18 protein-coding genes and 3 pseudogenes are annotated in these 25,869 nt (G+C 66.2%); 10 read left to right on the top strand and 11 right to left on the bottom strand.

From position 1 onward, the window contains the following. Positions 1–122 precede the first annotated feature (122 nt). The 9 genes and pseudogenes from LRS09_RS03075 (at position 123) to LRS09_RS03035 (ending at position 9,960) form a co-directional block, all read left to right on the top strand. The gene (locus tag LRS09_RS03075) at positions 123–911 is read left to right on the top strand and encodes an ABC transporter ATP-binding protein (protein ID WP_257804180.1); all 789 of its coding nucleotides are present in this window, start codon (positions 123–125) and stop codon (positions 909–911) included. Beyond that, a complete protein-coding gene (locus LRS09_RS03070) occupies positions 908–1,684 on the top strand; it encodes an ABC transporter ATP-binding protein (RefSeq protein WP_257804179.1) in 777 nt (258 codons plus the stop codon). The genes LRS09_RS03075 and LRS09_RS03070 overlap by 4 nt, the downstream gene beginning before the upstream one ends. Continuing rightward, positions 1,681–3,525, top strand: coding sequence for a long-chain fatty acid--CoA ligase (locus LRS09_RS03065; RefSeq protein ID WP_257804178.1), 1,845 nt, complete (start codon positions 1,681–1,683; stop codon positions 3,523–3,525). Before LRS09_RS03070 ends, LRS09_RS03065 begins: the two co-directional genes overlap by 4 nt. Further along, complete coding sequence (locus LRS09_RS03060; RefSeq protein ID WP_257804177.1) at positions 3,525–4,397, top strand: branched-chain amino acid ABC transporter permease; 873 nt, start codon at positions 3,525–3,527, stop codon at positions 4,395–4,397. Before LRS09_RS03065 ends, LRS09_RS03060 begins: the two co-directional genes overlap by 1 nt. Further along, positions 4,397–5,443, top strand: coding sequence for a branched-chain amino acid ABC transporter permease (locus tag LRS09_RS03055; protein ID WP_257804176.1), 1,047 nt, complete (start codon positions 4,397–4,399; stop codon positions 5,441–5,443). Before LRS09_RS03060 ends, LRS09_RS03055 begins: the two co-directional genes overlap by 1 nt. Before the next feature lie 26 nt (positions 5,444–5,469). After that, a complete protein-coding gene (locus tag LRS09_RS03050; RefSeq protein ID WP_257804175.1) occupies positions 5,470–6,636 on the top strand; it encodes an ABC transporter substrate-binding protein in 1,167 nt (388 codons plus the stop codon). A gap of 58 nt (positions 6,637–6,694) precedes the next feature. Then, positions 6,695–7,621 carry a nitronate monooxygenase family protein gene (locus LRS09_RS03045; protein WP_257804173.1) on the top strand — a complete coding sequence of 309 codons (927 nt, stop codon included), beginning with the start codon at positions 6,695–6,697 and terminating at the stop codon, positions 7,619–7,621. Between the two features lie 191 nt (positions 7,622–7,812). Continuing rightward, positions 7,813–9,496 (top strand): annotated as a pseudogene (locus LRS09_RS03040) (PHA/PHB synthase family protein). 122 nt (positions 9,497–9,618) lie between these two features. Continuing rightward, positions 9,619–9,960, top strand: coding sequence for a phasin family protein (locus LRS09_RS03035; RefSeq protein ID WP_257804172.1), 342 nt, complete (start codon positions 9,619–9,621; stop codon positions 9,958–9,960). 19 nt (positions 9,961–9,979) lie between these two features. Here LRS09_RS03035 and LRS09_RS03030 read toward each other — a convergent pair whose 3' ends face one another. Then, complete coding sequence (locus LRS09_RS03030; RefSeq protein WP_257804171.1) at positions 9,980–11,521, bottom strand: bifunctional aminoglycoside phosphotransferase/ATP-binding protein; 1,542 nt, start codon at positions 11,519–11,521, stop codon at positions 9,980–9,982. A 98-nt stretch (positions 11,522–11,619) separates the two neighbouring features. Then, a complete protein-coding gene (locus tag LRS09_RS03025) occupies positions 11,620–12,450 on the bottom strand; it encodes a universal stress protein (protein WP_308240271.1) in 831 nt (276 codons plus the stop codon). 148 nt (positions 12,451–12,598) lie between these two features. Here LRS09_RS03025 and LRS09_RS03020 point away from each other — a divergent pair, with 148 nt between their 5' ends. Further along, a complete protein-coding gene (locus LRS09_RS03020) occupies positions 12,599–13,582 on the top strand; it encodes a zinc-dependent alcohol dehydrogenase family protein (protein WP_257804170.1) in 984 nt (327 codons plus the stop codon). Positions 13,583–13,741: 159 nt separating this feature from the next. On the opposite strand, the pseudogene cysG reads toward LRS09_RS03020, so the two are convergent. The 9 genes and pseudogenes from cysG to LRS09_RS02975 all read right to left on the bottom strand — a co-directional run. Beyond that, positions 13,742–15,151: pseudogene (gene cysG, locus LRS09_RS03015) on the bottom strand (siroheme synthase CysG); the annotation flags it as partial. Then, positions 15,123–17,804, bottom strand: a complete 2,682-nt coding sequence (locus LRS09_RS03010; protein ID WP_257804169.1) for a nitrate reductase — start codon at positions 17,802–17,804, stop codon at positions 15,123–15,125. The gene LRS09_RS03010 and the pseudogene cysG, both read right to left, overlap by 29 nt. Further along, the gene (gene nirD, locus LRS09_RS03005; RefSeq protein ID WP_257804168.1) at positions 17,801–18,130 is read right to left on the bottom strand and encodes a nitrite reductase small subunit NirD; all 330 of its coding nucleotides are present in this window, start codon (positions 18,128–18,130) and stop codon (positions 17,801–17,803) included. Before nirD ends, LRS09_RS03010 begins: the two co-directional genes overlap by 4 nt. Before the next feature lie 3 nt (positions 18,131–18,133). Further along, positions 18,134–20,585, bottom strand: a pseudogene (gene nirB / locus LRS09_RS03000) (nitrite reductase large subunit NirB). Between the two features lie 5 nt (positions 20,586–20,590). Further along, a complete protein-coding gene (locus tag LRS09_RS02995) occupies positions 20,591–21,388 on the bottom strand; it encodes an ABC transporter ATP-binding protein (protein WP_257804167.1) in 798 nt (265 codons plus the stop codon). Between the two features lie 10 nt (positions 21,389–21,398). After that, entirely contained in the window at positions 21,399–22,292 is an 894-nt protein-coding gene (gene ntrB / locus LRS09_RS02990) for a nitrate ABC transporter permease (RefSeq protein WP_257804166.1), read from the bottom strand. A 60-nt stretch (positions 22,293–22,352) separates the two neighbouring features. Continuing rightward, positions 22,353–23,666 (bottom strand): CmpA/NrtA family ABC transporter substrate-binding protein, encoded by a 1,314-nt coding sequence (locus tag LRS09_RS02985; RefSeq protein ID WP_257804165.1) that lies wholly within the window; start codon positions 23,664–23,666, stop codon positions 22,353–22,355. Between the two features lie 347 nt (positions 23,667–24,013). Further along, positions 24,014–25,252, bottom strand: a complete 1,239-nt coding sequence (locus LRS09_RS02980; RefSeq protein ID WP_257804164.1) for a CmpA/NrtA family ABC transporter substrate-binding protein — start codon at positions 25,250–25,252, stop codon at positions 24,014–24,016. A 2-nt stretch (positions 25,253–25,254) separates the two neighbouring features. Beyond that, the gene (locus tag LRS09_RS02975) at positions 25,255–25,854 is read right to left on the bottom strand and encodes an ANTAR domain-containing response regulator (protein ID WP_257804163.1); all 600 of its coding nucleotides are present in this window, start codon (positions 25,852–25,854) and stop codon (positions 25,255–25,257) included. Positions 25,855–25,869: the final 15 nt, after the last annotated feature.

The following is a 25,869-nucleotide window of genomic DNA, read 5'->3' as shown; positions in this document are numbered from 1 at the left end:
TCGTGCCGAATCCGGTCGGCCGTGGTGACTCGACCTGTCGTGTCGTCCGAGACCGGAGGCGCGTCCGCTGCGGTGGAGCGCCCATTGATAAGCCTTGTTCATTTGCTGCGTGGTATTGACGCATGCTGGCTCTGAAGAACATCCAGATCCTCTACGACCGCGCCATCGAGGCGGTGCGCGACGTGTCGCTCGAAGTGCCAGCAGGGCAGATCGTGGCGCTGCTCGGCTCGAACGGCGCGGGCAAGTCGACCATCCTCAAGGCGATCTCGGGCGTGCTCTACCAGGAGGACGGCGAGATCATGAGCGGCTCGATCCATCTCGAGGGGGAGCCGATCTCCGGCCGCTCGCCGCGCGCGATCGTCGAAAAGGGCATCCTGCAGGTGCCGGAGGGACGGGCGCTGTTCGCGACGCTCACCGTCGAGGAGAACCTCTTGATGGGCGGCTTCACCCGCAGCCGCGCCGAGGCGGCCGAGGGGCTGGAGCGAGTCTATCAGATGTTCCCGCGGGTCAAGGAGCGGCGGACGCAGATTTCCGGCTACCTGTCCGGCGGCGAGCAGCAGATGGTCGCGATCGGCCGCGCGCTGATGGGCCGGCCGCGGCTGCTGATGCTCGACGAGCCGTCGCTGGGGCTCGCGCCGCAGATCGTCGAGACGATCTTCGAGGCGGTGATGTCGCTCAACCGCGACAACGGCATGACCGTGCTTCTGGTGGAACAGAACGCCCAGCTCGCGCTCCAGACTGCCTCCTACGGCTACATCATCGAGAACGGGCGCATCGTGCTCGACGGCGCGGCGGAGAAACTGCGCGCCAATGACGACGTCCAGGAATTTTACCTCGGCTTCTCCGGCGGGGAGCGGAAGAGCATGCGCGACGTGAAGCACTACAAGCGGCGCAAGAGGTGGCTGTCGTGAGCGCCTTCCTCGAACTCAACGGGGTGACGAAGCGGTTCGGTGGTCTCGTCGCGGTCAACGATGTCGGTCTCACCGTCGAGCAGGGGCAAATCTATTCGCTGATCGGCCCGAACGGCGCCGGCAAGACGACGCTGTTCAACCTGATCAGCGCAGTGTTCCGGCCGACATTGGGCAGCATCCTGTTCGAGGGCAACGACCTGACGCGGCTGCCGACCCATGCGCTCGCCGGCCTCGGCATCGCGCGGACGTTCCAGAACCTCGCCGTCTTCAAGCATGAGACGGTGGTGAACAACCTGCTCGTCGGCATGCACACGCATCTCAGGTCCGATCCGATCTCGGCGGCGATCTTCTGGGGCCGGACGCGCCGCGAGGAGATGAAGGCGCGCGACCGGGTGGAGGAGATCATCGACTTCCTGGAGATCGAGGACATCCGCGACCATCCGGTCGGCACACTGTCCTACGGCCAGCAGAAGCGCGTCGAACTCGGCCGGGCACTCGCCGTGTCGCCCAAGCTCCTGCTGCTCGACGAGATGGTGTCCGGCATGAACCAGGAAGAGCGCGAGGACATCGCCCGCTTCATCCTCGACCTGAAGGACGAACTCGGCATGACCGTGTTCATGGTCGAGCACGACATGGGGATCGTGATGGACATTTCCGACCATGTCTGCGTGGTCAATTACGGCCGCAAGATCGCGGAAGGTACACCCGCTGAGGTCGCGGCCAATCCGGCCGTGATCGATGCCTATCTCGGCGCCAAGAGGAGCGCGGCATGAGCGGGGGGATCGATTTCGCGCGCGCGACGATGCCGCAGGTGCTGCAGCATCACGCCCGGACCCACGGCTCGGACCTCGCATTGCGCGTCAAGGAGAAGGGACTGTGGCGCCGTTACAGTTGGCAGGACTACTTCGACCGCGCCCGTCTCGTCGCAATCGGCCTGCATGCGCTGGGTTTCAATCAGGGCGAGCGGATTGCTGTCGCGGGCGATGACAGTCCGGAATGGCTGTTCTCGGACCTCGGCGTCCAGATGGCCGGCGGCGCCTGCCTCGGCATCTATCCGACCAATCCCTGGCCGGAGCTGCAATATATCGTGCGCCACTCGAAGGCGCGGATCGTCGTCTGCGGCGACCAGGAACAGACGGACAAGGTGCTGGAGGCGCGGGCCAAGGACGGCGGCCTGCCGGACCTGGAGCACATCGTCTGCGTAGACATGAAAGGCATGCGCCACTACCGCGAGCCGGGCCTGATCTCCTTTGCCGATCTTCTCGAACTCGGCCGGGCGAACGAGGCCAGGCTCGGTCCGGCGATCGACGCGCACCTCGCTGCCGGCAAGCCGGACGACGTCGCGATCATCGTCTACACGTCTGGCACGACAGGCATGCCGAAGGGCGCGATGCTGACCCATCGCAATATGTTGCACTCCGCCTCGCAGGTGGTGCAGATCCACGGGCTCAGCCGCGAGACCTATTCGGTGCTCTGCTACCTGCCGCTCTGCCACGTCGCGGAGCGCAGCTTCTCGACGGTGATGCAGCTCGTCACTGGCTGCACCGTATCCTTCGCCGAGTCGGTCGACACCGTTGTGGTGAACCTGCGCGAAATCGCGCCGAAGGGCTTTCTCGGTGTGCCGCGCATCTGGGAGAAGATGCAGCAGAGCGTGCTCTACCGGGTCAAGGACACGACCGCCTTCCAGCGCCGCGTCTACGAAACCTGCATGAAGCGCGGCCGGCCGATCGCGGAACGGCGGCTCGCCAATGGCGGCTCCTTCGCCAGCTTCGGCGACAGGACGATGTTCGCGCTGCTGTCGCTCGTCTGCTTCCGCAGCCTGCGCACCTTCCTCGGCGTCAACCGGGTGAAGAACGGCTTCTGCGGTGGCGCGACCGTTTCGTCGGAGGTGCTGCTGTTCTTCTGGATCCTCGGCGTGCCGGTCTACCAGATCTACGGTATGACGGAGAGCGCCGGCGTCTCGCACACACAGCGCCCTGGCGCGACCACGCTCGGCCGCTCCGGCCCGCTGATCCCGGGCGTCGAGCAGAAGGTGGACGAGGACGGTGAGCTGCTGCTCAGGGGCGCCAGCATCTTTAAGGGCTACCTCTTCGACGACACGGCGACCTCCCGCGCCTTCAGCGACGGCTGGCTGCACACCGGTGACATCGTCGAGATCGAGAAGAGCGGCGAGGTCCATGTGCTTGACCGCAAGAAGGACATCCTGATCACCTCCGGCGGCAAGAACATCACACCGTCGCTGATTGAGAACGCGCTGAAGGACTCGCCCTACATCCGCGAGGCGATCCTGCTCGGCGACGGCCGCAACTTCCTCTCGGCGCTGATCCAGATCGATCTCGAGACCACCGGCAAGTGGGCGCAGCAGCAGAACATCCAGTACACGACCTACCGCACGCTGGCGCAGAACGAGAAGGTCAACGAGCTGATCTCGGGCGAGGTCAGGCGGGTCAACGACCGCTTCGCCCGCGTCGAGAACGTACGCAAGTTCGTCATTCTCGCCAAGGAACTCGACCATGACGACGGCGAGCTGACCGCGACGATGAAGGTGCGCCGGCGGATCATCGAGGACAAGTTCCGCACCGAAATCCAGTCGATCTACGGAGGCGCGGCCTGATGGACTTCTTCCTCCTCCTTATCGCCACCGGCCTCGTCTCGGGTGCCGCCTACGGCCTGATCGCGATGGGCTTTGCACTCATCTTCAAGTCGACGGGCGTGGTGAACTTCGCGCAGGGCGAGCTGGTGATGCTCACCGCCTATATCTCGTTCACGCTTTACTCGACCTTCAACCTGTCCTTCTTCCCGCTGATGCTGGTGACGATACCGATCTCGATGCTGATCGGGCTGGTGCTGGAGCGGTTGTTCATCCGGCCGATGCTGGGTGAGCCGATCTTCGCCATCGTCATGGTGACGGTCGGCCTGGCCGTTATCCTGCGCGGCGTCACCATCATGATCTGGGGCCCGGACCCGTTCAACTTCACCGCGGGCATCTCGACTGAGGTGGTCTATGTCGGCTCGGTGCCGTTCTATCCGGCGCAGCTTTACCTGATCGGCGCATTGGCGGTGCTGACTTTCGCCGGCTGGGCCTTCCTGCGCTTCAGCCGCATGGGCATCGCGATGCGCGCGGTGGCAGCCAATGAAACCGCTGCGCTGCTGGTTGGCATAAGCGTCAGCCGCATCCATGCGGTCGCCTGGATGCTGTCGGCGGCGATCGCGTCGGTGGCCGGCGTGCTGTTTGCGGCCAACTTCAAGCTGGCCCCCGACCTGTGGTTCCAGGGGCTGAAGTCGTTCCCGGCGGTCATCCTCGGCGGCCTCGACTCGGTCATCGGCTCGGCTGCCGCCGGCCTCGTCATCGGCCTGATCGAGAACCTGTTCCAGGGCTATATCGGCCAGGGACTGCGCGAGATCTCCGGCTTCATCGTCATCGTCATCGTGCTGATGGTCCGACCCTACGGACTGTTCGGCTCCAGGGACATCGAGCGCGTCTGATGCGGACAGGACATTTCAAGGAACGTGCCGGACAGCTGGTCGCGCTTAGCGACAGCAAGGTGGTCTGGTCTTTCGTCGCGCTGCTGTTCGCGCTGGCGCTGGTCGCACCCTTCGTGCTCGGCAACTACCAGGTGACGCTGGTCGTCTCGACGCTGATCGCGATCGTCGGCGCTGTGGGGCTCAACATGCTGACGGGCACGACGGGGCTGATTTCGCTCGGCCAGGCGGGCTTCCTCGCGGTCGGCGCCTATACCAATGCGATCCTGATGATGGACCATGGCTGGCCGGTCTGGCTGTCGCTGCCGGCGGGCGGCGTGATGGCCGCGCTGATCAGCATCCTGGTCGGCGTGCCGTCGCTGAGGCTGAAGGGTCTCTACCTCGCGATCACCACGCTCGCCTTTGCCTTCATCATCAACCACATCATCCTCTATGCTGAATGGCTGACGCACGGGCCGAACGGCATCTTCGTCTCGGGCGCGAAGCTGTTCGGCTTCGACATCCAGAAGGGCAAGCCGCTCTACTACACGACGCTTGCCGTCGCCGCTCTCGTCGTCTTCGCCGCGCTCAACATCCAGCGCTCGCGCGTCGGACGCGCCTGGATGGCCATCCGCGACCACGACATCGCCGCCCGCGTCATGGGCGTCGACCTGGTGCGCTACAAGCTTTTGGCCTTCATGGTCTCGTCCTTCATCGTCGGCATCGCCGGCGCGCTGATCTCGCTGCAGATCCGTTTCGTCAATATCGATGTCTTCGCGCTGATCCTGTCGATCGAGGCGCTGGCGATCGTCATCCTCGGCGGGCTGGGCTCGATCGCTGGCGCGATCCTCGGCGCGATCTTTCTGTCGCTGCTGCCCGAGGCGATCCGGCTGTTCTTCGAGACCTTCGCTGACACGAATTCCAGCTTCTACACGACCTATGTCTACGAGATCCGCGGCATCACCTACGGCGTCGTCATCATCGCCTTCCTGCGGCTGAAGCCGGAGGGGCTGATCGGGCTCTGGCGTGACATCCGCAAATACTGGAGCAACTGGCCGCTCGCCTACTGACGCGTGGCCGCAATGGAGGAATGAGCATGAGGAAGACATTGCTTGCACTGGCCGCGACGCTGCTGGCGTCGACGGCCTACGCCCAGGATCCGGGTGTCAGCGACACCGAGATCAAGATCGGCGACGTGAACATCATGACCGGTCCGGCCTCGTTCATCGGCAAGGCCGTGTCGGTCGGCTCGAAGATCGCCGCGGCCGAGATCAACGAGGCGGGGGGCGTCAACGGCCGGAAGATCACGGTGATCACCGAGGACGACGGCTACGTGCCTGCACGCTCGTTCCAGGCGCTGACCAAACTGATCGAGGTCGACGGCATCTTCGCGCTCAACGGCACCTCCGGCACCGCCAACGCGCTCGCCATGATGCCGCTGATCGAGGAGAACAACCTGCCGACGGTCGTCACCACCGCTCCGAACGAGCTGATCTATGAGCCGGTCCGTCCGTCGGTCTTCACCATCGGCGCGAGCTATTCGGACGCCTTCTACGGCCAGCTCAAATACATCCACGAGAACATGAAGGTGGAGAACCCGGTCTACGGCGTGATCCGCCAGGACGACGACTTCGGCAAGGCCGTCGAGGACGGCTATGACCGCGCGGTCAAGGAATTCGGCGTCAAGGACGGCTTGCGCATCCGCTACAAGAAGGGCACCGCCAATTTCGCGGCCGAGATGGCGCAGATGAAACAGGCGGGCGTCAATGTGCTCGCAAATGGCGGCATCATCGCCGGCGCGGCCAACATCCTCGGCGAGGCCCGCAAGCTGTCGATGGATCTGCAGGTCGCCGGCGTCTGGTCGGAAGACATGCCTCCCTCGGTCAACTTGTCGGCTCCGGCCGGCTACGACTACCTCGTCGCCGACTACGTCGCGCTCGACGGCCCCGCGATCGACGCCTTCATGGAGAAGGCGAAGAAATACGCCACGCCGGAAGAGGTCGGTGCGATCAACCGCTATACCTACATCACTTATGTCGGTCTCCACGTGCTGGCCGAAGGCATGAAGCGCTGTGGCAAGGAGCTGACGCGGGCCTGTACGATCGAGCAATTGCGCGGGCTGAAGGACTTCGACACCCAGGGCGTGGCAGCACCCATCAGCTTCGACAATGAGAAGCAGCTCTCCGGCACGGCGCTCAAGATCTACCAGCTCGACCACACGACGAAGACCTTCAAGACCCTGCAGGATTTCACGCAGTACTGAGAGCACCCCGACTGGCCCGCCGTTCGCGGCGGGCCTCTTTTTCCTTCAGGACCCTCCCATGCCTCTTCCCGCTTCCTGGACCGGGCGTCTTCGCCTTCCGGTCGTCGCCGCTCCGATGTTCCTGATCTCCGGTCCGGACCTCGTCGTCGGCACATGCAATGCGGGCGCGGTCGGCTCCTTCCCGGCGCTCAACCAGCGCACCAGCGACGGCTATCGCGACTGGCTGGACGAGATTTCCGGGCGGCTGACGGCGGATGCCGCGCCCTTCGGCGTCAATCTTGTCGTGCACAGGTCCAATCCGCGCCTGGAGGCGGACCTTGCCATCACAATCGACCGCAAGGTGCCGCTGGTCATCACCTCGCTGGGGCTCAACCGCGACCTGATCGCGGCGGTGCATTCCTATGGCGGGCTGGTGTTCCACGACGTGACGAACCTGAAGTTCGCGGCCAAGGCGGCCGAGGCAGGCGTCGACGGGCTGATCGCGGTGACTTACGGCGCGGGCGGCCATGCCGGGCCGATCAGCCCTTTTGCGGCGCTGCACGAGATCCGGCAGATCTTCAACGGCACACTTCTGCTCGGCGGCGCGATCTCGACCGGGCGCCAGGTCGCGGCCGCGCGGCTGATGGGCGCGGACATGGTCTACATGGGCACCCGTTTCATGGCGACGGCCGAGAGCATGGCGGTCGAACGGCAGCGGCAGATGATCCTCGATGCGAAGGCCGCCGACATCGTATATACGCCGGCCGTCAGCGGCGTGCCGGGCAATTTCCTGCGTGCGAGCCTCGCGGCGGCGGGCAAGGACCCCGACGACCTCACACCGCCCGACGCGTTGAACTTCGGCACGCAGAAAGGCGACGCCAAGGCCTGGCGCGACCTCTGGGCGGCCGGGCAGGGCGTGGGCGCGATCGACGACTTGCCGCATGTCGCCGCCCTGGTCGACCGGCTGGAGGCGGAATATCGGTCGGCGGCAACGCTCCTCGCCTGATCCACCCCCCGCGTCTCGGGGATTGAGTGAGATCAATCCACGTGCACGTCCGGGCTGCTATCCTTGGCAGCATGAAGGACACTACAAGGGTTTCCAGCCCCGCCGTTCAGACTTCAGAGATCCCGCCGGTGCCGGCGCGCGAGGAGCTGGGCAGCGAGGCGTTTCGTGCGATCGACAGGATACGAGAGGCGATGACGGCGCGCATGAGCGCGGGCCTGTCGCCGACGGCCCTCGCGATGGCGCAATTCGACTGGTGGGCGCATCTGATGGCGGCGCCGGGCAAGCGGCTGGAGCTCGCCGATAAGGCGGCCCGCAAGTCGATGCGGCTTTTGGCGCATGCCGTGGCGCTTGTCGCCGATCCGAATGCACCTGCGGCGATCGAGGCGCTGCCGGGAGACTACCGGTTCTCGGGAGAGGGGTGGCGGAAGCCGCCCTTCGGCATCTGGGCGCAGTCCTTTTTGCTTTCGCAGCAGTGGTGGCACAACGTCACGCATGAGTACCCCGGCGTGTCGCCGCATCACGAGGATGTCGTGTCCTTCATGGCGCGGCAGATGCTCGACGTGTTTTCCCCGTCCAATGTGCCGTTCATGAATCCCGAGATTATCTCCCGCACGGTCGAGACCGGCGGCATGAACTTCGTGAAGGGCTTCGCCAACTGGATCGAGGACCAGACGCGGACCGTGAACGGGCAGCCACCGGTCGGCGCGGAGGATTTCGTCGTCGGCAGGGACGTGGCGGTCACGCCCGGTAAGGTCGTGTTCCGCAACCGCATGATCGAGCTGATCCAGTATGCGCCGGCGACGCCGGACGTGTTCGCCGAGCCGGTGCTGATCGTGCCGGCCTGGATCATGAAATACTACATCCTCGACCTGTCGCCGGCCAATTCGCTGATCCGCTACCTGGTGGGGAAAGGCCATACGGTCTTCTGTATCTCGTGGCGCAATCCGACTGCCGAGGACCGGGACCTCGGCCTGGACGATTATCGCCGCCTCGGCCTCATGGCCGCCGTCGGTGCCGTCTCGGCAATCGTCCCGGACAAGCGGATTCATGCTGCGGGGTACTCGCCTCGGCGGAACGCTGCTCTCGATCGGCGCCGCCGCGATGGCGCGTGCGCATGACGACCGGCTCGCCACCGTCACGCTGCTCGCCGCACAGACGGACTTTTCGGAGCCCGGGGAACTGGCGCTGTTCATCGACCACGACCAGCTGCATCTGCTTGAAAGTATGATGTGGGACCGCGGTTATCTCTCCGCCGACCAGATATCCGGCGCCTTCCAGATGCTGCGGACCAACGACCTCGTCTGGTCTCGCATGGTTCGCAACTACCTGATGGGCGAGCGCGAGCCGATGTTCGACCTGATGGCGTGGAACGCCGACACGACCCGCATGCCCTACAGGATGCATGCTGAATATCTGCGCAAGCTCTATCTCGACAACGACTTGGCGGCGGGACGCCTGATGGTCGAGGGCAGGGCGGCCGCTATCCAGAACATAAGAGCGCCGATGTTCGTGGTCGGCACCGAGCGGGACCATGTCGCGCCGTGGCGGTCCGTCTACAAGATCCACGACCTGACCGACACGGAGCTCACCTTCGTGCTCACCAGCGGCGGCCACAATGCCGGCATCGTCAGCGAGCCGAGCAGGCAGCGCCGGCGCTATCGCATCGCGACGAAACAAGCGGACGGCGTGTCGATCGGCCCCGACGAGTGGGCGGCATCGGCCGACGCGCGACCCGGCTCGTGGTGGGAGGCTTGGACCGAGTGGCTCGCGCTGCATTCCGAGGCCGCGAGGGTCGAGCCGCCACCGATGGGCGCGCCGGACCGCGGCCTATCGCCACTCGAGGACGCGCCGGGCGCCTATGTGCTGCAGCGATAGGGCTTGATCGAGGTCAATGCGCCTATGGCTTTCCCCGCTAGCCTCTTGGCTGCAAGCGATACGCAATCGGAGATCGAACCATAGCGACGAAGAAGACGACTTCCACCGTCGAAGTGCCGTCCGTGCCGTTCCTGGCCGAGGGCCGCAATGCCATCCAGGCGGGAATGCAAATCCAGGCGCAGGCATTCGGCGCGCTGCTGCGCTACCAGATCGAAGGCCTCGCCTTCCTGAAGCGCCGTTACGAGCAGGATGCAAAACTGGCCGAGGAACTCGCCGCGAGCGAGGAGATGAAGGACGCCTTCGACATCCTCAGCACCTTCGCCCAGAACGCCGCGTCCGACTATGCGGGCGAGGCGAGCCGCCTTGCCTCGCTGGGCTCCAGGCTCGCCTCCGAGGCGGCCAAGCAGGCGCACAAGGACGCCGCGACAATCGCCGGGGACATGGCCGCGCAGACGGCTGCCTGAACGGCGACGCGAGCCCCGGTCATGCGGCCGAGGGCTCGCCCTTTTTCGTGAATGACAGGATGTCGGCGACGATGCGTCCTGGCCGGCGTGCGGCGTCGATCCTTTGCCAGCCGATCTCGCCCGCATCCCGTTGCAACTGGCGGGACAGGACGTCGACGGTGGCGTCGGAGGGACCGCCGGAGCGCTGGCCGACCCTTTGCCAGAGCACGTCGGCCGGGGCTTCCAGCCATGCGCCATCGAAGGTGATATCTCGCTCGACGGCGACCTGCTCGATCCGGACGCGGTCGTTTGGCCGCTCAAAGACGGCATCCGCCACCACCGAGCCGCCCTCGGAAAGGATGAGGCCGGCACGCCAGGCCATCTCGCGATAGACCCGATCTGATACTTCCGGCCGGTAGGCCTTGTCCGGCAGGCGCGTCTCGGCGGCGACGCCGTGCAGCGCCTTGCGGATGCGGTCGCTCTCGACGATGCGCGCGCCTGGCGGTGGTCCGATATACGGCGCCAGCGCCTCGGCGACCGTCGTCTTGCCCGTACCGCTCAGCCCGCCGATGGCGACGAGGCGTGGCGGATGGGGAGTTAGCAAGCGCGTGGCGAGGTCGAAATAGGCCCGCGCCTCGCCTCTCAGTCTGTTCGCCGCGTCTGATCCCTCCTCGATCTGTGTGGCCGTCACATGTGCCCGAACGGCGGCGCGGACGGCCATGAAGAAGGGGAGAAGCACGAAACCGTCCTCGTCGTCGGCCTCGTCCAGGTAACGGTTCATCACCAGGTTGGCGAGCTCGGCCAGATCGCGGTGCCACAGGTCCATCAGCAGGAAGGCGAGGTCGTAGAGCACGTCCACGGTCGCGATCTGGTCGTTGAACTCGATGCAGTCGAACAGGCACGGCTCGCCCTGGTCGAGGAAGAGATTGCGCAGGTGGAGATCGCCGTGGCAGCGCCTCACCTTGCCCGCCTGCTCTCGCCGGTCGAGCAGAGTCTCATGGTGTGCGAGCGCTGCGCGGAAGGTGGCGTCGAAGCGCTCGACCTCTTCTGGTGCGAAGACATGGCTGGTCGCGAAGCCAGCCCGGTTGATATCGAGCACGCCCTCCATGTTGGCCGCGCCGCCGCCCGCATGGACGACCGGTGCGCCGCGGTGGAAACGGACGATCATCCGCGCGGTGTCGGTCATCAGGGCCGGCGTCAGCTTGCCCGCCTCGGCCATCCGGTCGAGTAGGGCGGACTGGTCGAAACGCCGCATTTCGACGACCGCATCCACCACTTCGCCCTTGCCGTCGAAGACGAGGTGTCCATCAGCCTCCCGCGTCAGACGCTGTACGCCGAGATAGAGGCCGGGTGCGGTTTCGGAGTTGAGCGCGACTTCCTTCTCGCATGCGGCGAGCCGCAGGGCAGGCGTGGAGAAATCGACATAGGGAAGCTTCACCGCTCGCTTCATCTTGAAGGCGCGCTCGCCTGCCAGGACGATGTGCGAGATATGCGTGTCCATGGTCTCGACCGGGCCGGTTAGCCCGTGTGTCGACGGATCGGTGAGGAATGCGACCGCAGCGGTCTGCTCGTCGGTGATCAATGCCTATTCCTTCCGCTTGTCGGTCCAAAGCCGAAGATCGCGTGGCGGGCGCTATCAATGGGGAACGCGCCTGCCGCGAACTGGTTCGTCCCTATGCACTAGCGCGCCATCAGGATCGGCAGCGCCGGCTCGTCGATCATCGATTTCGTGACGCCGCCGAAGATGCGCTCCTGCAACCTGGAATGGCCGTAGGCCCCCATGACGAGCAGGTCGGCCGAAGTGTCGATCGCATGCTGGCGCAGCACGATGGCGACCGAACGGCCCTGGCTCGGGCGGCGGTCGACGGTGACCCTGACGCCGTGTCGCGCGAGATAGGCGGCGGCGTCGGCGCCGGGCTCAGCGCCCTGGCCGCTCTCTCCCTCGACCGGATCGACCAGCAGCAGGCGGACGTCCTCTGCTGCCGTGAGGATGTCGAGTGCTCCGGCAACGGCCTTGGACGCCTCCAGGCTGGAATCCCATCCTACCACTACGCGCCTCGGCCTGAGCGTCGGGTTCGAGCCGCGCGGCGCGAGCAGCAGCGGCTTGCCGGACGAGAACAGGGCGCCTGCTGTCACTTTGCTCTTCAGGATACCGTCGCGTAGGAGTCGAGGGCCGATGAGCGTGAGGTCGGCATAGCGGGCGCGCCGGCCGACGACGTCGTCCGCCCAGGGCTCCTCGACATATTCGCTCGACACGTCGGCTGAAATCGACAGGGACGCCAGCAGGCCGGAGATGGCCAAGGCCCTCTCCGTCAGTCTCGCCTTATCGGCCTCCCGCTCCTGAAGCCAATCGTCTGATACTATCGCCGCATAGCCGCCGATCGGCGGCGGGGCCGCGAGCTTTACGACGAGGACGGCGAGATGCGCGCCGCTTTCCTCGCACAGGGTGGCGGCCAGCTTCAAATCCGTGTCGTCGAGATCGGGGCTGGTGACGGTGAGAATCGTCTTCATGGGCAGGGCGCTCCCATCTGGTGGGCAGATGCCGTCAATTTACGGACAACGGCGCCTTCTTCCCTTGAGCAGGATCAAAGATCGGCGGAGTGTGACGGGCGAAGGTGTCTGCCATGCGTCCAGTCGACCGGTTCTGCGGAGTGTCGCTATGAAGGCATTGGTGCTCGAAAGGCCTGGCATGCCGCTCGTGCCGGTCGAGAGGCCGGATCCGAAGCCCGGGGTCGGCGAGATTCGGCTCAGGGTCGAAGCCTGCGCGGTTTGCCGGACCGACCTCCATGTCATCGACGGCGACCTGACGCATCCGAAGCTGCCGCTGGTGCCCGGGCACGAGATCGTCGGCATCGTCGATGCCGTTGGCCCGGGCGTCGAGCCGGCGAGACTGGGGCGGCGCGTCGGCGTCCCATGGCTCGGCCATACCTGCGGCGCGTGTTCCTATTGCCGCTCCGGTTCGGAAAACCTCTGCGATACGCCGCTGTTCACCGGCTATACGCGCGACGGCGGCTTCGCGACACATGTCGTGGCGGATTCGGATTTCGCCTTCGATCTCGATCCGGATGCCGATCCGGTTGCGTCGGCCCCGCTTCTCTGCGCCGGGCTCATCGGATGGCGGTCGCTAAAGCGCGCGGGAGAAGGCAAGCGCATCGGCCTCTACGGTTTCGGTGCCGCCGCCCATATCATCGCCCAGATCTGCGCCTGGCAGGGTCGCGAGGTCTGCGCCTTCACCCGGCCGGGCGACGCCGAAGCGCAGCGCTTCGCGCGCAGCCTTGGCGTGAGCTGGGCGGGTGGGTCGGATGAGGCGCCGCCGGTGCCGCTCGACGCCGCGATCATCTTCGCGCCGGTCGGCGAGCTCGTTCCCACCGCACTGAAGGCCGTCCGCAAGGGCGGTCGCGTCGTCTGCGGCGGAATCCACATGAGCGACATTCCGCCGATGCCCTATGCGATCCTGTGGGAGGAGCGGAAACTGGTGTCGGTCGCCAATCTGACGCGCCGTGACGCCGAGGAATTCTTCCCGGTGACCCGCGCAGCACACGTTCGCACGCATACCACCACCTATCCACTCGAACGTGCCAACGAGGCGCTCGACGACCTGCGGCGGGGACGGCTCAGCGGCGCCGCGGTGCTCGTGCCGTAGTCGACAGACCTGAGAGAAGGCACACCGATTTTCGCTCGAGCGCGCCATAAAAGGAACGCCTGTCTGCGAAGAGGTAGCCGCACGGTGCTCGTCCGACGAAATGGCGGTCAAGCGATGGCAGCAAGCCCCCCCGAAAGCGTCCGTCCGCGCGACGCGAGCTCGATCCGCAAAGACCTGCCCCACCCCGATCAGGATCGGCGCGGCGCGGTCAAATCTCCTGGTTGCCTCGGCGAGGTCGCGCAGCGTCGTCATCGCGTGGCGCATGCGCGGCCGTCCGACATTGGCGGCGACGCAGGCGGGTGTTTCCGGCGGCAGGCCCTCGGCGATCAGTCGTTCCGAGATGAGCCCGGCGGTGCGGGCGCCCATGTAGAAGATCGTCGTGGCGGACATGTCCGCCGCCGCCCGCCAGTCGACATCCTGCGGCAGGCCGCCTGACTTCGAATGGCCGGTGATGAAGCGGACGGATTTCGCTATGTCGCGATGGGTGAGGGAAACTCCAAGCGTCGCGGCGAGCGCGAGCCCTGCGGTGACGCCCGGGACCGCCTCGTAGCCGATATCCGCTGCTTCCAGCTCGGCGATCTCTTCGCCGGCGCGGCCGAAGATCATCGGATCGCCTGATTTGAGCCGGACGACGTGGCGGCCAGCGCGGGCAAGCTTAACCATCAGTGCGTTGATCTCGCTCTGCTTGCAGCTCGGCCGGCCGGCGCGCTTGCCAACCAGGATGCGCTTCGCTTCCCGGCGGGCGAGTTCGAGCACCTCGTCTGAAACGAGGTCATCGAACAGGATCACGTCGGCCGACTGCAGCGCACGCACGGCCTTGAGCGTCAGCAGCTCGGCGTCGCCGGGTCCCGCGCCGACGAAGGTCACCTTGCCGCGTGGGGCTTCACGGGACGACCGTAGCAGCATGGTGATATCCCTGTCGGCAGCCTCGGACGGGGCATGGCCGAAGGCGAGGTCGACGAACCGCTCCCAGAACGCGCGGCGGGCCGGACCGGGCGTGAGCGTCTCCGCCACCCGCTCGCGGACTGTACGGGCAAGGGCGGCCCAGTCTGCTAGCGAGGGCGGCAACAGCGTCTCGATGCGGCGGCGCACCGCTTGGCCGAGGATCGGGGCCGCGCCCGAGGTCGAGATGCCGACGACCACGGGCGAACGGTTTACGATGGTGCCGAACTGGAAGTCGCAGAAGGCTGGCTTGTCGATGACGTTGCAAGCCGCGCCCGCGTGCCGGGCGGCGTTGCGGAAGGCGTGGGCCTCGTCGTCACTCTCGGCGTCGGCCAAAGCAACGGCCGCGCCGTGCAGGCAGGCCGGTTCCCAGCGCCGGAGATGGATGGTCAGCCCCGGCTCGCGCTCCGCGATGCGGCGCATCTCGTCGGAGAGTTGGTCCTCCGGAGCGAAGACCTCGACCGCAGCGCCGGCCGCGGCAAGCAGCTCGGCCTTCCAGGCGGCCGCCTCCGTGCCGCCCGCGACGACGGCGCGTTTTGTCGCGAGGTCGAGGAATACCGGCAGGACCGCGAGCGGCCTGATGCGCGCCGGGGCTTCGTCACTCGGCTGCCTGCAGACGACCTGCATCGATGATGGCCCTTATCTCTGAGCGGCAGGAGCCGCAATTGGTGCCGGCGCGGAGGCTTTGGCCGACCTCTTCGACGGTCGAGCAGCCCGCTGCCACCGCCGAGGCAATCTGGTTGACGCCGACATTGAAGCAGGAGCAGACGATCCGTCCGGTGGATGCAACCGGCACCGGCGAGCGGCCGGAGAGCAGCGCCATGCGCTCGGCGGCGGAGAGCGGCTGGCGGGAGCCGATCAGCAGGTGCAGCCAGTCGCGCGGCGGCAGTTCGCCCGTGGGCGCGACGAACAGCGCTTCGGCCAATGTCCCGGCCTCGTCCAGCATGGCGGCGCGATAGGTCCGGCCGTGGCGATCGCGATATTCCACGAGATGCTCGGGACGGACGTCGGGCAGAAGGGAGCGTGCCAGCAGGATGCCCTGGTCGGGCGTTTCCGTGCCGCACAGATTGTAGGCCCAGCCGCCCTCGATCGCGCGGCGGCTCCAGTGCACGAAGCCGGTGGGGCGCAGGTCGCGCCGGGTCAGCAGCGCAGCGGTCCAGTTGACCTCCTCGCGCGCGATGCGGACAGGCGTGTGCTTCAGCTCCGGCTGGCCGGAGACCGGGTCGACATCGGGTGTCGAGACCGAGCCCGCCGCGGCGTTGGTTGCAAACGATCCGCTCCAGTGCATCGGCAGGAAGGCCTGACCGGATGGTACCGCGTCGGTGACGCGCACCTTTGCCCGGACGGTCCCCTGCGCGCTGGTCACGCGCGCGAGATCGCCGTCGGCCAGGCCATAGGTGACGGCATCGGCTGTGCTCACGTCGATCGTGGGTTCCGGCGCATTGGCGGATAGTCTCGGCACGCGGCCGGTGCGGGTCATGGTGTGCCATTGGTCGCGCAGCCGGCCGGTGTTCAGCGCGATTGGGAAGGTCGCATCGACCGGCCGCGCGAGGCGGTCCTGCCTGATAGCGATGAAGCGGGCGCGACCGTCGGGTGTCGGGAAACGGCCGTCGGCGAAGAGGCGGTCGTGGTAGACGCTCCCCGCCACAGCAGGCCAATGCCGGGGGCGTAAGGCGTCGTAGGCTGCATCGTCCATGGCCATTGCGCCGAGGTCGAAGACGCGCCGACCGCCGTTCTCGTAAGCCGACAGCGCGGCATGCTCGCGGAAGATCGCGGCGGGACCGTCATAGGCGAAGGCGTCGCCGAAGCCCATGCGGCGAGCAACGTCGCAGACAATGCGCCAGTCCGGCCGCGCCTCGCCCGACGGGGCCAGGAAGGCACGCTGGCGCGAGATGCGGCGCTCGGAATTGGTGACGGTGCCGTCCTTCTCGCCCCAGCCAGCAGCCGGCAGGTAGACGTCGGCATAGCGGGTGGTGTCGGTGCGCGTGATGTCGGAGACGACGACGAAGTCGCAGCTCTTAAGCGCGGCGCGCACGCGGCCGGCGTCGGGCATTGAGACCGCCGGATTGGTGCCCATCACCCACAGCGCCTTGACGCGTCCGTCGCCGACGGCGCGGAACAGGTCGACCGCCTTGAGACCCGGTCTGCGGGCAATGTTGGGCGCGCGCCAAAAGCGGGCCACGCGGTCGATGTCTTCCGGGCTCTCGAAGCCCATATGGGCCGCGAGCTGGTTGGCGAGGCCGCCGACTTCGCGGCCGCCCATTGCGTTGGGCTGGCCGGTGACCGAGAACGGCCCCACGCCCGGCCTGCCGATCCGGCCCGTGGCGAGATGGCAGTTGATGATCGCATTGACCTTGTCGGTGCCGCGCGACGACTGGTTGACGCCCTGGCTGTAGACGGTGACAGTGCGTTGGGTCTCGGCGAAGAGCTGGAAGAACAGACGCACGTCGGCGTCGGCAAGGCCGCAGGCGGCCGCGACGCTCGCCGGCGACGGCGCGTCGGCCATCGCGGCGGACAGTGCCTCGGCGAAACCGGAGGTCGATGCTGCCACATAGTTCTGGTCGATCGCGTTGGCGCGGGCGAGATGGGTCAGCAGGCCGTTGAACAGAAGCACGTCCGTGCCCGACTTCAGCGCCAGGTGCAGGTCGCATTCGTCCACCGTCGCGGTGCGGCGCGGATCGATGACGACGATCTTGGTGCCGCGCGTGCGGCGGGCCGAAAGCAGGCGCTGGTAAAGGATCGGGTGGCACCAGGCGGTGTTGGACCCTGTCAGCACGACGAGATCGGCCTGCTCGAAGTCCTCGTAGGTGCCCGGCACGACGTCCTCGCCGAAGGCGCGGCGGTGGCCGGCGACGGACGAGGCCATGCAGAGGCGCGAGTTGGTGTCGATGTTGCCGGAGCCGATGAAGCCCTTCATCAGCTTGTTGGCGACGTAATAATCCTCAGTGAGAAGCTGGCCGGAGACGTAGAAGGCGACAGAATCCGGACCGTGCGCGGCGATCGTGTCCGCGAAGCGCTTTGCGACGAGGTCGAGCGCGTCGTCCCAGGACGCTTGCCTGCTACCAATCTCGGGATGCAGCACCCGGCCGTCGAGGCCGGTCGTCTCGCCGAGCGCACTGCCCTTCGAGCAGAGCTTGCCGAAATTCGCCGGATGATCCGGGTCGCCGCGGACGGATACCGAGCCGTCCGCGGCAACCTCCGCCAGCACGCCGCAACCTACCCCGCAATAGGGGCAGGTCGTCCTCACCGCGGCCGCCGTGGGATCTCCGGATGCGCTCATTCGGCGGCCATGAGCTGTGCGCCGAGAGCCATCAGGATTTTGCCGTCGATGAGCCTGAGCGGGATCGTTCTCACCGACCCTTCGTCGGCGCCCTGCGCCTGGCCGGTCTCCAGCGAGATCACCCAGTTGTGCAGCGGGCAGGTGACCGACGTGCCGTGGACGATGCCCTGGCTCAGTGGCCCGCCCTTGTGGGGGCAGTGGTCCTCGATCGCAAAGACCTGGTCATCCGCCGTGCGGAAGACGCCGATCTTGCCTTGCGGCGTCGTCACGCAGCGCGCCCCGCGCGGCGGAATGTCGTTGATATGTCCGATCTGGAGCCAGTCCATCGTCTACTCCGCTGCCTGCTGGAACGGCACGGCCGCCATAGGGCGAAACTCGTGCTTGTCCTTGCCGGAAACCCTCTCCGACCAGGGATCGACCTGCGCGAACTTCTGGGAGAAGACGAAGCGGTCGAAATAGGCCTTCCGCCGCTCCGGGTCGCCCATGATCTGGCGGCGGATCTCGTCCAGGCCGATGCGCTTGGCCCATTTGTAGATGCGCTCCAGATAGCGGGCCTGCTCGCGATACATCTGGGTCAGCGCGACGATAACCTCGAGCGTCTCATCCTCCGTGCGGACCTGGCCGAGCACTTCCGTGCCCTTGATGTCCAAACCGGCCGCGCCAGCGAAGTGGATCTCGTAGCCGCTGTCGACGCAGATCACGCCGACGTCCTTGCAGGTCGCCTCGGCGCAGTTGCGCGGGCAGCCGGACACGCCCATCTTGACCTTGGCCGGCGTCCACGAGCCCCACATGAATTTCTCGATACGGATGCCGAGACCGGTCGAATCCTGCGTGCCGAAGCGGCACCAATCGGTGCCGACGCAGGTCTTCACCGTGCGCAAGCCCTTGGCGTAGGCGTGGCCGGAGACGAAGCCGGCCTTGCCGAGGTCGGACCAGACAGCCGGCAGATCCTCCTTCTTGACGCCCAGCATGTCGATGCGCTGACCGCCGGTGACCTTGACGGTCGGGATCGCGAACTTGTCGACCACGTCGGCGATGGCGCGCAGTTCCTGCGCCGAGGTGACGCCGCCCCACATGCGCGGCACCACCGAGTAGGTGCCGTCCTTCTGGATGTTGGCGTGGACGCGCTCGTTGATGAAGCGCGACTGGTAGTCGTCGGCATATTCGTCCGGCCAGTCGCAGACGAGGTAGTAGTTGAGGGCAGGGCGGCACTTGGCGCAGCCGCAGGAGGTCTTCCACTCCAGCTCCTGCATGACGGCGGGGATGGTCTTCAGCCTCTTTGCCTTGATCAGGCGGCGCACTTCGTCGTGGCCGAGCGTAGTGCAGGTGCACATCGGTTGGATCGCAGCCGGGTTGTAGCTGTCGCCGAGGGTGAGCACCATCAGCTTCTCGACTAATGGCGTGCAGGTCCCGCAGGAGGCTGAGGCCTTGGTGTGGGCGCGCACGTCGTCGAGGCTGGTCAGGCCCTTCGAGGTGATCGCACCGGCGATCTTGCCCTTGCAGACGCCGTTGCAGCCGCAGATCTCCGCATCATCCGAGAGCGCCGCAACGGCTGCCAGAGGGTCCGCAGCGGCACCCCCTGGAAGGCCTGGCCGAAGATGAGTGTGTCGCGCATCTCCGAAATGTCGGCCTGCTTCTTCTGCAGGTCGGCGAACCAGGAGCCGTCGGCGGTTTCGCCGAACAGCACCGTGCCGATCACCTTGTTGTCGCGCAGGATGACGCGCTTGTAGATGCCGGCAGACGCATCGCGCAGGATGATCTCCTCGCGGTCGTCGCCGTCGGCGAAGTCGCCGACCGAATAGAGGTCGATGCCGGTCACCTTGAGTTTGGTCGGCGTGTCGGAATGGGCGAAGCGGTCGTCCGAGCCGCCGGCCAGGCTGGCGGCGGCGACGCGCGCCATCTGGTAAAGCGGCGCGACGAGTCCGTAGACATGGCCGCCCACCTCGGCGCATTCTCCGATCGAGAGGATGTCCGGATCTGAGGTCGCCATGCGGGCATCGGTGACGATGCCGCGGTTGACCTCCAATCCGGCCTCCTTGGCGAGCGCGACGTTCGGCCGAATGCCGACCGCCATGACGACGAGGCTTGCCGGGATGAACGTGCCGTCGGCGAGCTCGACGCCCTCGACCTTGCCGTCGCCGACGATCGCCTTGGTGTTGGCCTTGGTCAGCACTTCGATGCCGCGCGCCTCGATCGCCTTCTGCAGCAGGTAACCGGCGGCCGGATCGAGCTGGCGCTCCATCAGCGTCGGCATGACGTGGATCAGCGTTACCTCCATGCCGCGCGCCTTGAGGCCGGCGGCTGCTTCCAGGCCGAGCAGTCCGCCGCCGATGACGACCGCCTTCGCCCGCGATTGCGCCGCGAGCAGCATGGCGTTGACGTCGTCGAGGTCGCGATAGGTGATGACGCCGGGCAGGTCCTTGCCGGGTGCACCGGGATGATGAAGGGCACGGAGCCTGTGGCGATGACCAGCCGGTCATAGCTTTCGGTGACGCCCTGGTCGGACGTCACGGTCTTCGCCACGCGGTCGATCGCGACGATCCTATGGCCCTTGTAGAGCGTCACGCCGTTCTGGATGTACCATCCGTCGCCATGGATGACGATATCGTCGTAGCTCTTCTCGCCCGACAGGACCGGCGACAGCATGATGCGGTCATAGTTCACGCGCGGCTCGGCATTGAAGATGGTGACGTCGTAGCGGCCGGGAGCCTCTTCGAAGAGATGCTCCAGCATGCGCCCCGGCGCCATGCCGTTGCCGACGATGACGAGTTTCTCTGCCATGGCGCTCACTCCGCTGCCTCGACGAAGCGATGGCGCTCGTAGAGGAATTTGAGCACGGCCTCGCGGCATTTGAGGTAGGTCCGGTCGGATGCCAGCGCGATGCGGTTGCGCGGGCGCTCCAGCGGCACATCGAGCACCTCGCCGATGTTGGCGGCGGGGCCGTTGGTCATCATCACGATCCGATCGGAGAGGAGCACGGCCTCGTCGACATCGTGGGTGATCATGATGATCGTGTTGCCGAGCCGGGCGTGAATCTCCATCATCTGGTCTTGGAGATGGGCGCGGGTCAGCGCATCGAGCGCGCCGAAGGGCTCGTCCAGCAGCAGGATCTTCGGCTCCATGGCGAGGGCGCGCGCAATGCCGACACGCTGCTTCATGCCGCCGGAGATTTCCGCCGGGCGTTTGTCAACGGCGTGCGCCATCTGCACCAGCGTCAGGTTCTCCATGATCCAGTCGTGACGCTCGGCTCTGGTCTTGGTGCGGCCGAAGACCTTGGAAACGGCGAGGTTGACGTTTTCGTAGACGGTAAGCCAGGGCAGCAGCGAGTGGTTCTGGAACACCACGGCCCGGTCCGGCCCCGGTGTGTTGACCTCCTGGTTCTCCAGCAGCACGGCGCCTTGGGAGACCTTGGTCAGGCCCGCGACGAGGTTGAGCAGCGTGGACTTACCGCAGCCGGAATGGCCGATGATGGAAACGTATTCGCCCTTGTCGATGGTGAGGCGGATGTCGCGCAGCACCTCGGTCGTGGCCGAGCCGCGGGTGAAGGATTTGCCGATATGGTCGAGCTTGAGATAGGCGGTCATGACTGGCTCCTCAGTTCGACGCGGTGCCGCGGGTGACGACGGCGCCCATGAACGAGACCAGCTTGTCGAGCATGAAGCCGACGAGGCCGATATAGACGAGCGCCACGATGATGTCTGCGAGACGGGACGAGTTCCACGCGTCCCAGATGAAGAAGCCGATGCCGACGCCGCCGGTCAGCATCTCGGCGGCGACAATGGCGAGCCAGGACAGGCCGACGCCGATCTTGAGGCCGGAGAAGATGTAGGGTGCGGCGGCCGGCACCATGATCTTGAAGAAGAACTCGACATGGTTGAGCCGCAGCACCTGCGCGACGTTGCGGTAGTCCTGCGGGATGTTGCGGATGCCGACCGCCGTGTTGATGATCACCGGCCAGATCGAGGTGATGAAGATCACGAAGATCGCCGACGGACGGGAATCGAGGAAGGCGGCGAGCGACAGCGGCAGCCAAGCGAGCGGCGGCACGGTGCGCAGCACCTGGAAGATCGGATCAAGGCCGCGCATTGCCCAGACCGACTGGCCGATCAGCGCGCCGACGAGTACGCCCACGATGGCCGCCAGCCCGAAGCCGTAAGCCACGCGCTCCAGCGAAACCAGCACGCGCCAGCCGAGGCCGATGTCCTGGTCGCCATATTCGAAGAATGGGCTGACGATCAGCTCTTTGCTCTGCGCCCACACTTCCGAGGGTGGCGGCAGCGAGGAACCCGGATCCGAGAAGGCGATCTGCCAGAGGCCGAGGAGGATCGCGAGCACGACGAGCGGCGGCAGGACCGCCTGCGCGACCTTGATCGCGAGACCGCGCAGGTCGAAGTGCCGAGGCTCGACCGCGAGCGGCACGATCGCTGCGGAGCGTTTCTTGAAGGGGCCGGCGACGACGGTGTCGCTCTTGGCGGCGGGCAGTGACATGGGTTCACCTCTGTCCGGGTCGGGAACGGAGGCCGGCGGGCGGGCCGCCGGCCGCTGGCGTCAGACCATCGCCTTGATGGCGAGGCTGTCGAGATAGGCTGACGGATTGGCGGGATCGAACACCTTGCCGTCGAAGAAGGTCTCGGTGCCGCGGCTGTCGCCTGAGGGAAGATCGGTGAGGCCAAGCGCCTTCGCGGCTTCCAGCCAGAGGTCGGAGCGGTTGGTCGCGTCGACCATCTTCTTGACGTCCGTCGTGCCGGAGAATTTGCCCCAGCGGATGTTCTCGGTCATGAACCAGGTGTCGAGGCTCTTCCAGGGATAGGACGTCTCGCCCTTCTCGCCCCAGAACTTCATCAAGAGGTTCGTGCCCTGGGCAGTTCTGCTGTTGCCGTAATTGATGTCGCCCTTGATGCGGCCGATGATGTCGGGCACCGGCACATTATACCACTGCCGCTTGCCGATGATCTCGGCCATCTCCTGCTTGTTCTCCATCTTGTCGCACCACTGCTGGGCTTCCATGGTGGCCATCATGATGGCGAGCGCGGCCTTGGGGTTCTTGTCGACGAAGTCGGCGCGCATGCCGAGGATCTTCTCGGGATGGCGGAACCACAGCTCGCCGGTGGTGAGCGCGGTGAAGCCGATCTTCTGGTGCACGAGCTGCTCGTTCCACGGCTCGCCGACGCAGAATGCATCCATATTGCCGACCTTCATGTTCGCCACCATCTGCGGAGGGGGAACGGTGATCAGCTCGACGTCCTTGTCGGGGTCGATGCCGCCGGCCGCAAGCCAGTAACGCATCCACAGATCGTGCGTGCCGCCCGGGAAGGTCATGGCGACGCTTGCCGCCTTGCCGGCGGCCTTCTTCTTGGCGAACGCCTCCTTCAGCGCGCCAGCATCCTTCTGCACGCCTGTCTCGGCATATTCCTGCGCGACCGAGATCGCCTGGCAATCCTCGTTGAGGTTGATCAGGGTGTACATCGGCAGCGGCTGCTTGTTCTGCATCACCGCGCCGGACGAATAGAGATGCACCTTGGGGCGCAGGATGTGACCGCCGTCGATGCCACCATTTGCGGTGCCGAGCGCCATGTTGTCGCGCGTGGCGCCCCAGGACGCCTGCTTCAGCACTTCCATGTCGGGCAGGCCGTATTTGTCGAAAAGGCCCTTCTCCTTGGCGATGATCAGCGGGGCGGAATCGGTCAAGGCGATGAAGCCGAGTTTGGTGCCGGTCACTTCGGGTCCGGCAGCGGCGGCGAAGGCGCCGTGCGGCAGCAGCTGACGCGCGGCGACGAGAAGGGCGGTTGTTGCGGCGACGTCCTTCAGAAACCGGCGGCGGCTTGGCGCGAAGGTCTTCTTCGGGGTCTGGCTTGCAGTCATATCGGTCTCCGGTGCTTGCGGCCTGGGAGGCGGCGCGGTTGCGGGATGCGGAAAAAAGAAAAGCTGCCGGCCAGATCCTCGCGTCCGTCCATCCGGGAGCGCGAAGTCCTGATCGGCAGCTTTGCCTTGGGGCGCCCGTCCTTGGACGCCGATTTCGTGGCCTTTCGGCCTCGCAATAAGGGAAGCACGAAGCGTGCCAGTCTAGCTGCCGAAGTGCTTTTGCTGGAAGTTCAGTGATTTACGCGCGGCCGCGCGGGAGGCGACCGACGATAGACTGACTGTCTGAACGGCAATCAGCCATTTTGCGTTGCACAATTTGTGTGCAACGCGCTCCGGTTCGGATGACTTCAGTCTGCCGCCTGAAGACCGGAAGCCTGGGCCTCGATATAGGCGTCGAGCATATCGGGGTCGAAGATCCGCCCGTCGAAAAAGCCGTCCGGACCGAGCACAAGGCTGGCGCCGGCAGAGCCGACGGGCGTCGCGGAGGTCAGCGCGCCCTCCACCTTGGCGTTGGCGCCGGGCAGGGCGACGCCGAGCGGCTTAAGCGCCGCGCGGTAGAGGTCGGGACGGTAGCAGTCGCGCGCGATCGCGGCATTGGCCGGCGTGTGCCGGACGTCGCCCCAGCGCACCATCTGGGTGTAGAACCACAGCGCATGGCTCTTCCACGGGAAATTCGCCGCCTTGTCGAAGGGGAGGAAGAAGTCGTCGACCCGCCGCAGCACCCCGTCGCCGACATCAAGCTGGCCCGTCAGTGCCCGCATCTGGATCTCGGCGGGCTGGCCGAGGAAGGTGGGCTGCGCCATCAGCGCCGTCAGCTCGCGGTGATTGGCCGGGTCCTGGCACCAGCGTGCCGCATGATGGAGAGCCCGCAGCAGGGCGGACAGGGCGTCCGGATGGTCGCGCGCCCAGGACTTGCGCACGCCGAGCACCTTTTCGGGGCTGGCGCGCCAGATGGCTGCCTTTACCGTGGCGATATGGCCGGTGCCGGCCACGACAGAGACGCTGTTCCAGGGCTCGCCGACGCAATAGCCGTCGATGCGCCCCGCGGCCAGCGCATCGGCCATGAACGGCGGCGGGACGATGACGATCTCGACCTCACGCGACGGATCGATGCCGCAACCGGCGAGCCAGTAGCGCAGCTCGTAATTGTGCCCCGAATGCGGGTGGGTGACGGCAAAGCGCAGCGGCGCCTCGCCTGCGGCGGCGCGGGCGCGGATCAAGTCGCGGAGCGCCGTTCCGTTGCGGGTCGGGTCGAGGTCCGGATGTGCGCCATGCGCCGTCATGCCGTCCCAGACGGCGTTCGAGACTGTGACGCAATTGCCGCCGAGTCCCAGCGAGAAGGGCACGATCGTGTCTGAGGCGAGCGGCGTGAGGCCGAGATTGCAGGCGAGAGGCATCGGCCCCAGCATGTGCGCAACGTCGAAATGGCCGATCGCAATGCGGTCGCGGATGTTGGCCCAGGAGGTTTCTCGCGAGAGCTTCAGGTCGATGCCCTCCCGCGCCGCGAAGCCGATCTCGCGGGCGCTCACCAGCACGGCGCTGTCGAACAGCGGCATGAAACCGGCATTGATCTCGTAGTCCGCCATTCCTAGAGGCCTCCCGGCCCGAGCAGGTCGGCCGCAGTGACGAGACTCTGCGCCACGTCGGCCAGCTTGCGGTTCTGGTTCATCGCCGTCTTGCGCAGGAGCGTATAGGCCTCCTCCTCGGAGAGCCCCCGCGACTTCATCAGTATTCCCTTTGCCCGATCGATCACCTTGCGACCCTCGAGCTCGCCGCGCGCCTCTTCCAGCTCGCGCGCCATGCGCGAGAAGGCGTTGAAGCGGCTGATCGCCATCTGCAGGATCGGCTTGACGCGCTCCTTGCGCAGCCCGTCGATGATGTAGGCCGAGACGCCAGCGTCCACGGCTGCCTCGATGGAAGCCGTGTCGGATCGGTCGACGAACATCGCGATCGGCCGCTTCACTGCGCGCGAGAGCTGGAACATGTTCTCCAGCATGTCGCGGTTGGGGTTCTCCAGGTCGATCACGATCACGTCCGGCTCGACCTCGGCGATCCGGCGCGCGATGCCGTTGACGTCGTGGACGATCGTCACATGCGCATAGCCCGTCTCGCGCAGGCCTTCCTCGATGATCGCCGCGCGAATGCGGTTCTCGTCGATGACCAGGATCTTGAGGGGGGCTGAACTCATGACGGCATTCTGACC

The organism is Mesorhizobium sp. J428 (assembly GCF_024699925.1).
In the GTDB taxonomy this organism is placed as follows: domain Bacteria; phylum Pseudomonadota; class Alphaproteobacteria; order Rhizobiales; family Rhizobiaceae; genus Mesorhizobium_A.
This window is presented reverse-complemented; position numbering and strand designations above follow the sequence as displayed.

Coding starts and splice junctions, on each gene's coding strand:
- LRS09_RS03075 (WP_257804180.1), top strand. CDS start 123: ATGCTGGCTCTGAAGAACATCCAGATCCTCTACGACCGCGCCATCGAG.
- LRS09_RS03065 (WP_257804178.1), top strand. CDS start 1,681: ATGAGCGGGGGGATCGATTTCGCGCGCGCGACGATGCCGCAGGTGCTG.
- LRS09_RS03060 (WP_257804177.1), top strand. CDS start 3,525: ATGGACTTCTTCCTCCTCCTTATCGCCACCGGCCTCGTCTCGGGTGCC.
- LRS09_RS03055 (WP_257804176.1), top strand. CDS start 4,397: ATGCGGACAGGACATTTCAAGGAACGTGCCGGACAGCTGGTCGCGCTT.
- LRS09_RS03050 (WP_257804175.1), top strand. CDS start 5,470: ATGAGGAAGACATTGCTTGCACTGGCCGCGACGCTGCTGGCGTCGACG.
- LRS09_RS03045 (WP_257804173.1), top strand. CDS start 6,695: ATGCCTCTTCCCGCTTCCTGGACCGGGCGTCTTCGCCTTCCGGTCGTC.
- LRS09_RS03025 (WP_308240271.1), bottom strand. CDS start 12,450: ATGAAGACGATTCTCACCGTCACCAGCCCCGATCTCGACGACACGGAT.
- LRS09_RS03020 (WP_257804170.1), top strand. CDS start 12,599: ATGAAGGCATTGGTGCTCGAAAGGCCTGGCATGCCGCTCGTGCCGGTC.
- LRS09_RS03010 (WP_257804169.1), bottom strand. CDS start 17,804: ATGAGCGCATCCGGAGATCCCACGGCGGCCGCGGTGAGGACGACCTGC.
- nirD (WP_257804168.1), bottom strand. CDS start 18,130: ATGGACTGGCTCCAGATCGGACATATCAACGACATTCCGCCGCGCGGG.
- LRS09_RS02995 (WP_257804167.1), bottom strand. CDS start 21,388: ATGACCGCCTATCTCAAGCTCGACCATATCGGCAAATCCTTCACCCGC.
- ntrB (WP_257804166.1), bottom strand. CDS start 22,292: ATGTCACTGCCCGCCGCCAAGAGCGACACCGTCGTCGCCGGCCCCTTC.
- LRS09_RS02985 (WP_257804165.1), bottom strand. CDS start 23,666: ATGACTGCAAGCCAGACCCCGAAGAAGACCTTCGCGCCAAGCCGCCGC.
- LRS09_RS02980 (WP_257804164.1), bottom strand. CDS start 25,252: ATGGCGGACTACGAGATCAATGCCGGTTTCATGCCGCTGTTCGACAGC.
- LRS09_RS02975 (WP_257804163.1), bottom strand. CDS start 25,854: ATGAGTTCAGCCCCCCTCAAGATCCTGGTCATCGACGAGAACCGCATT.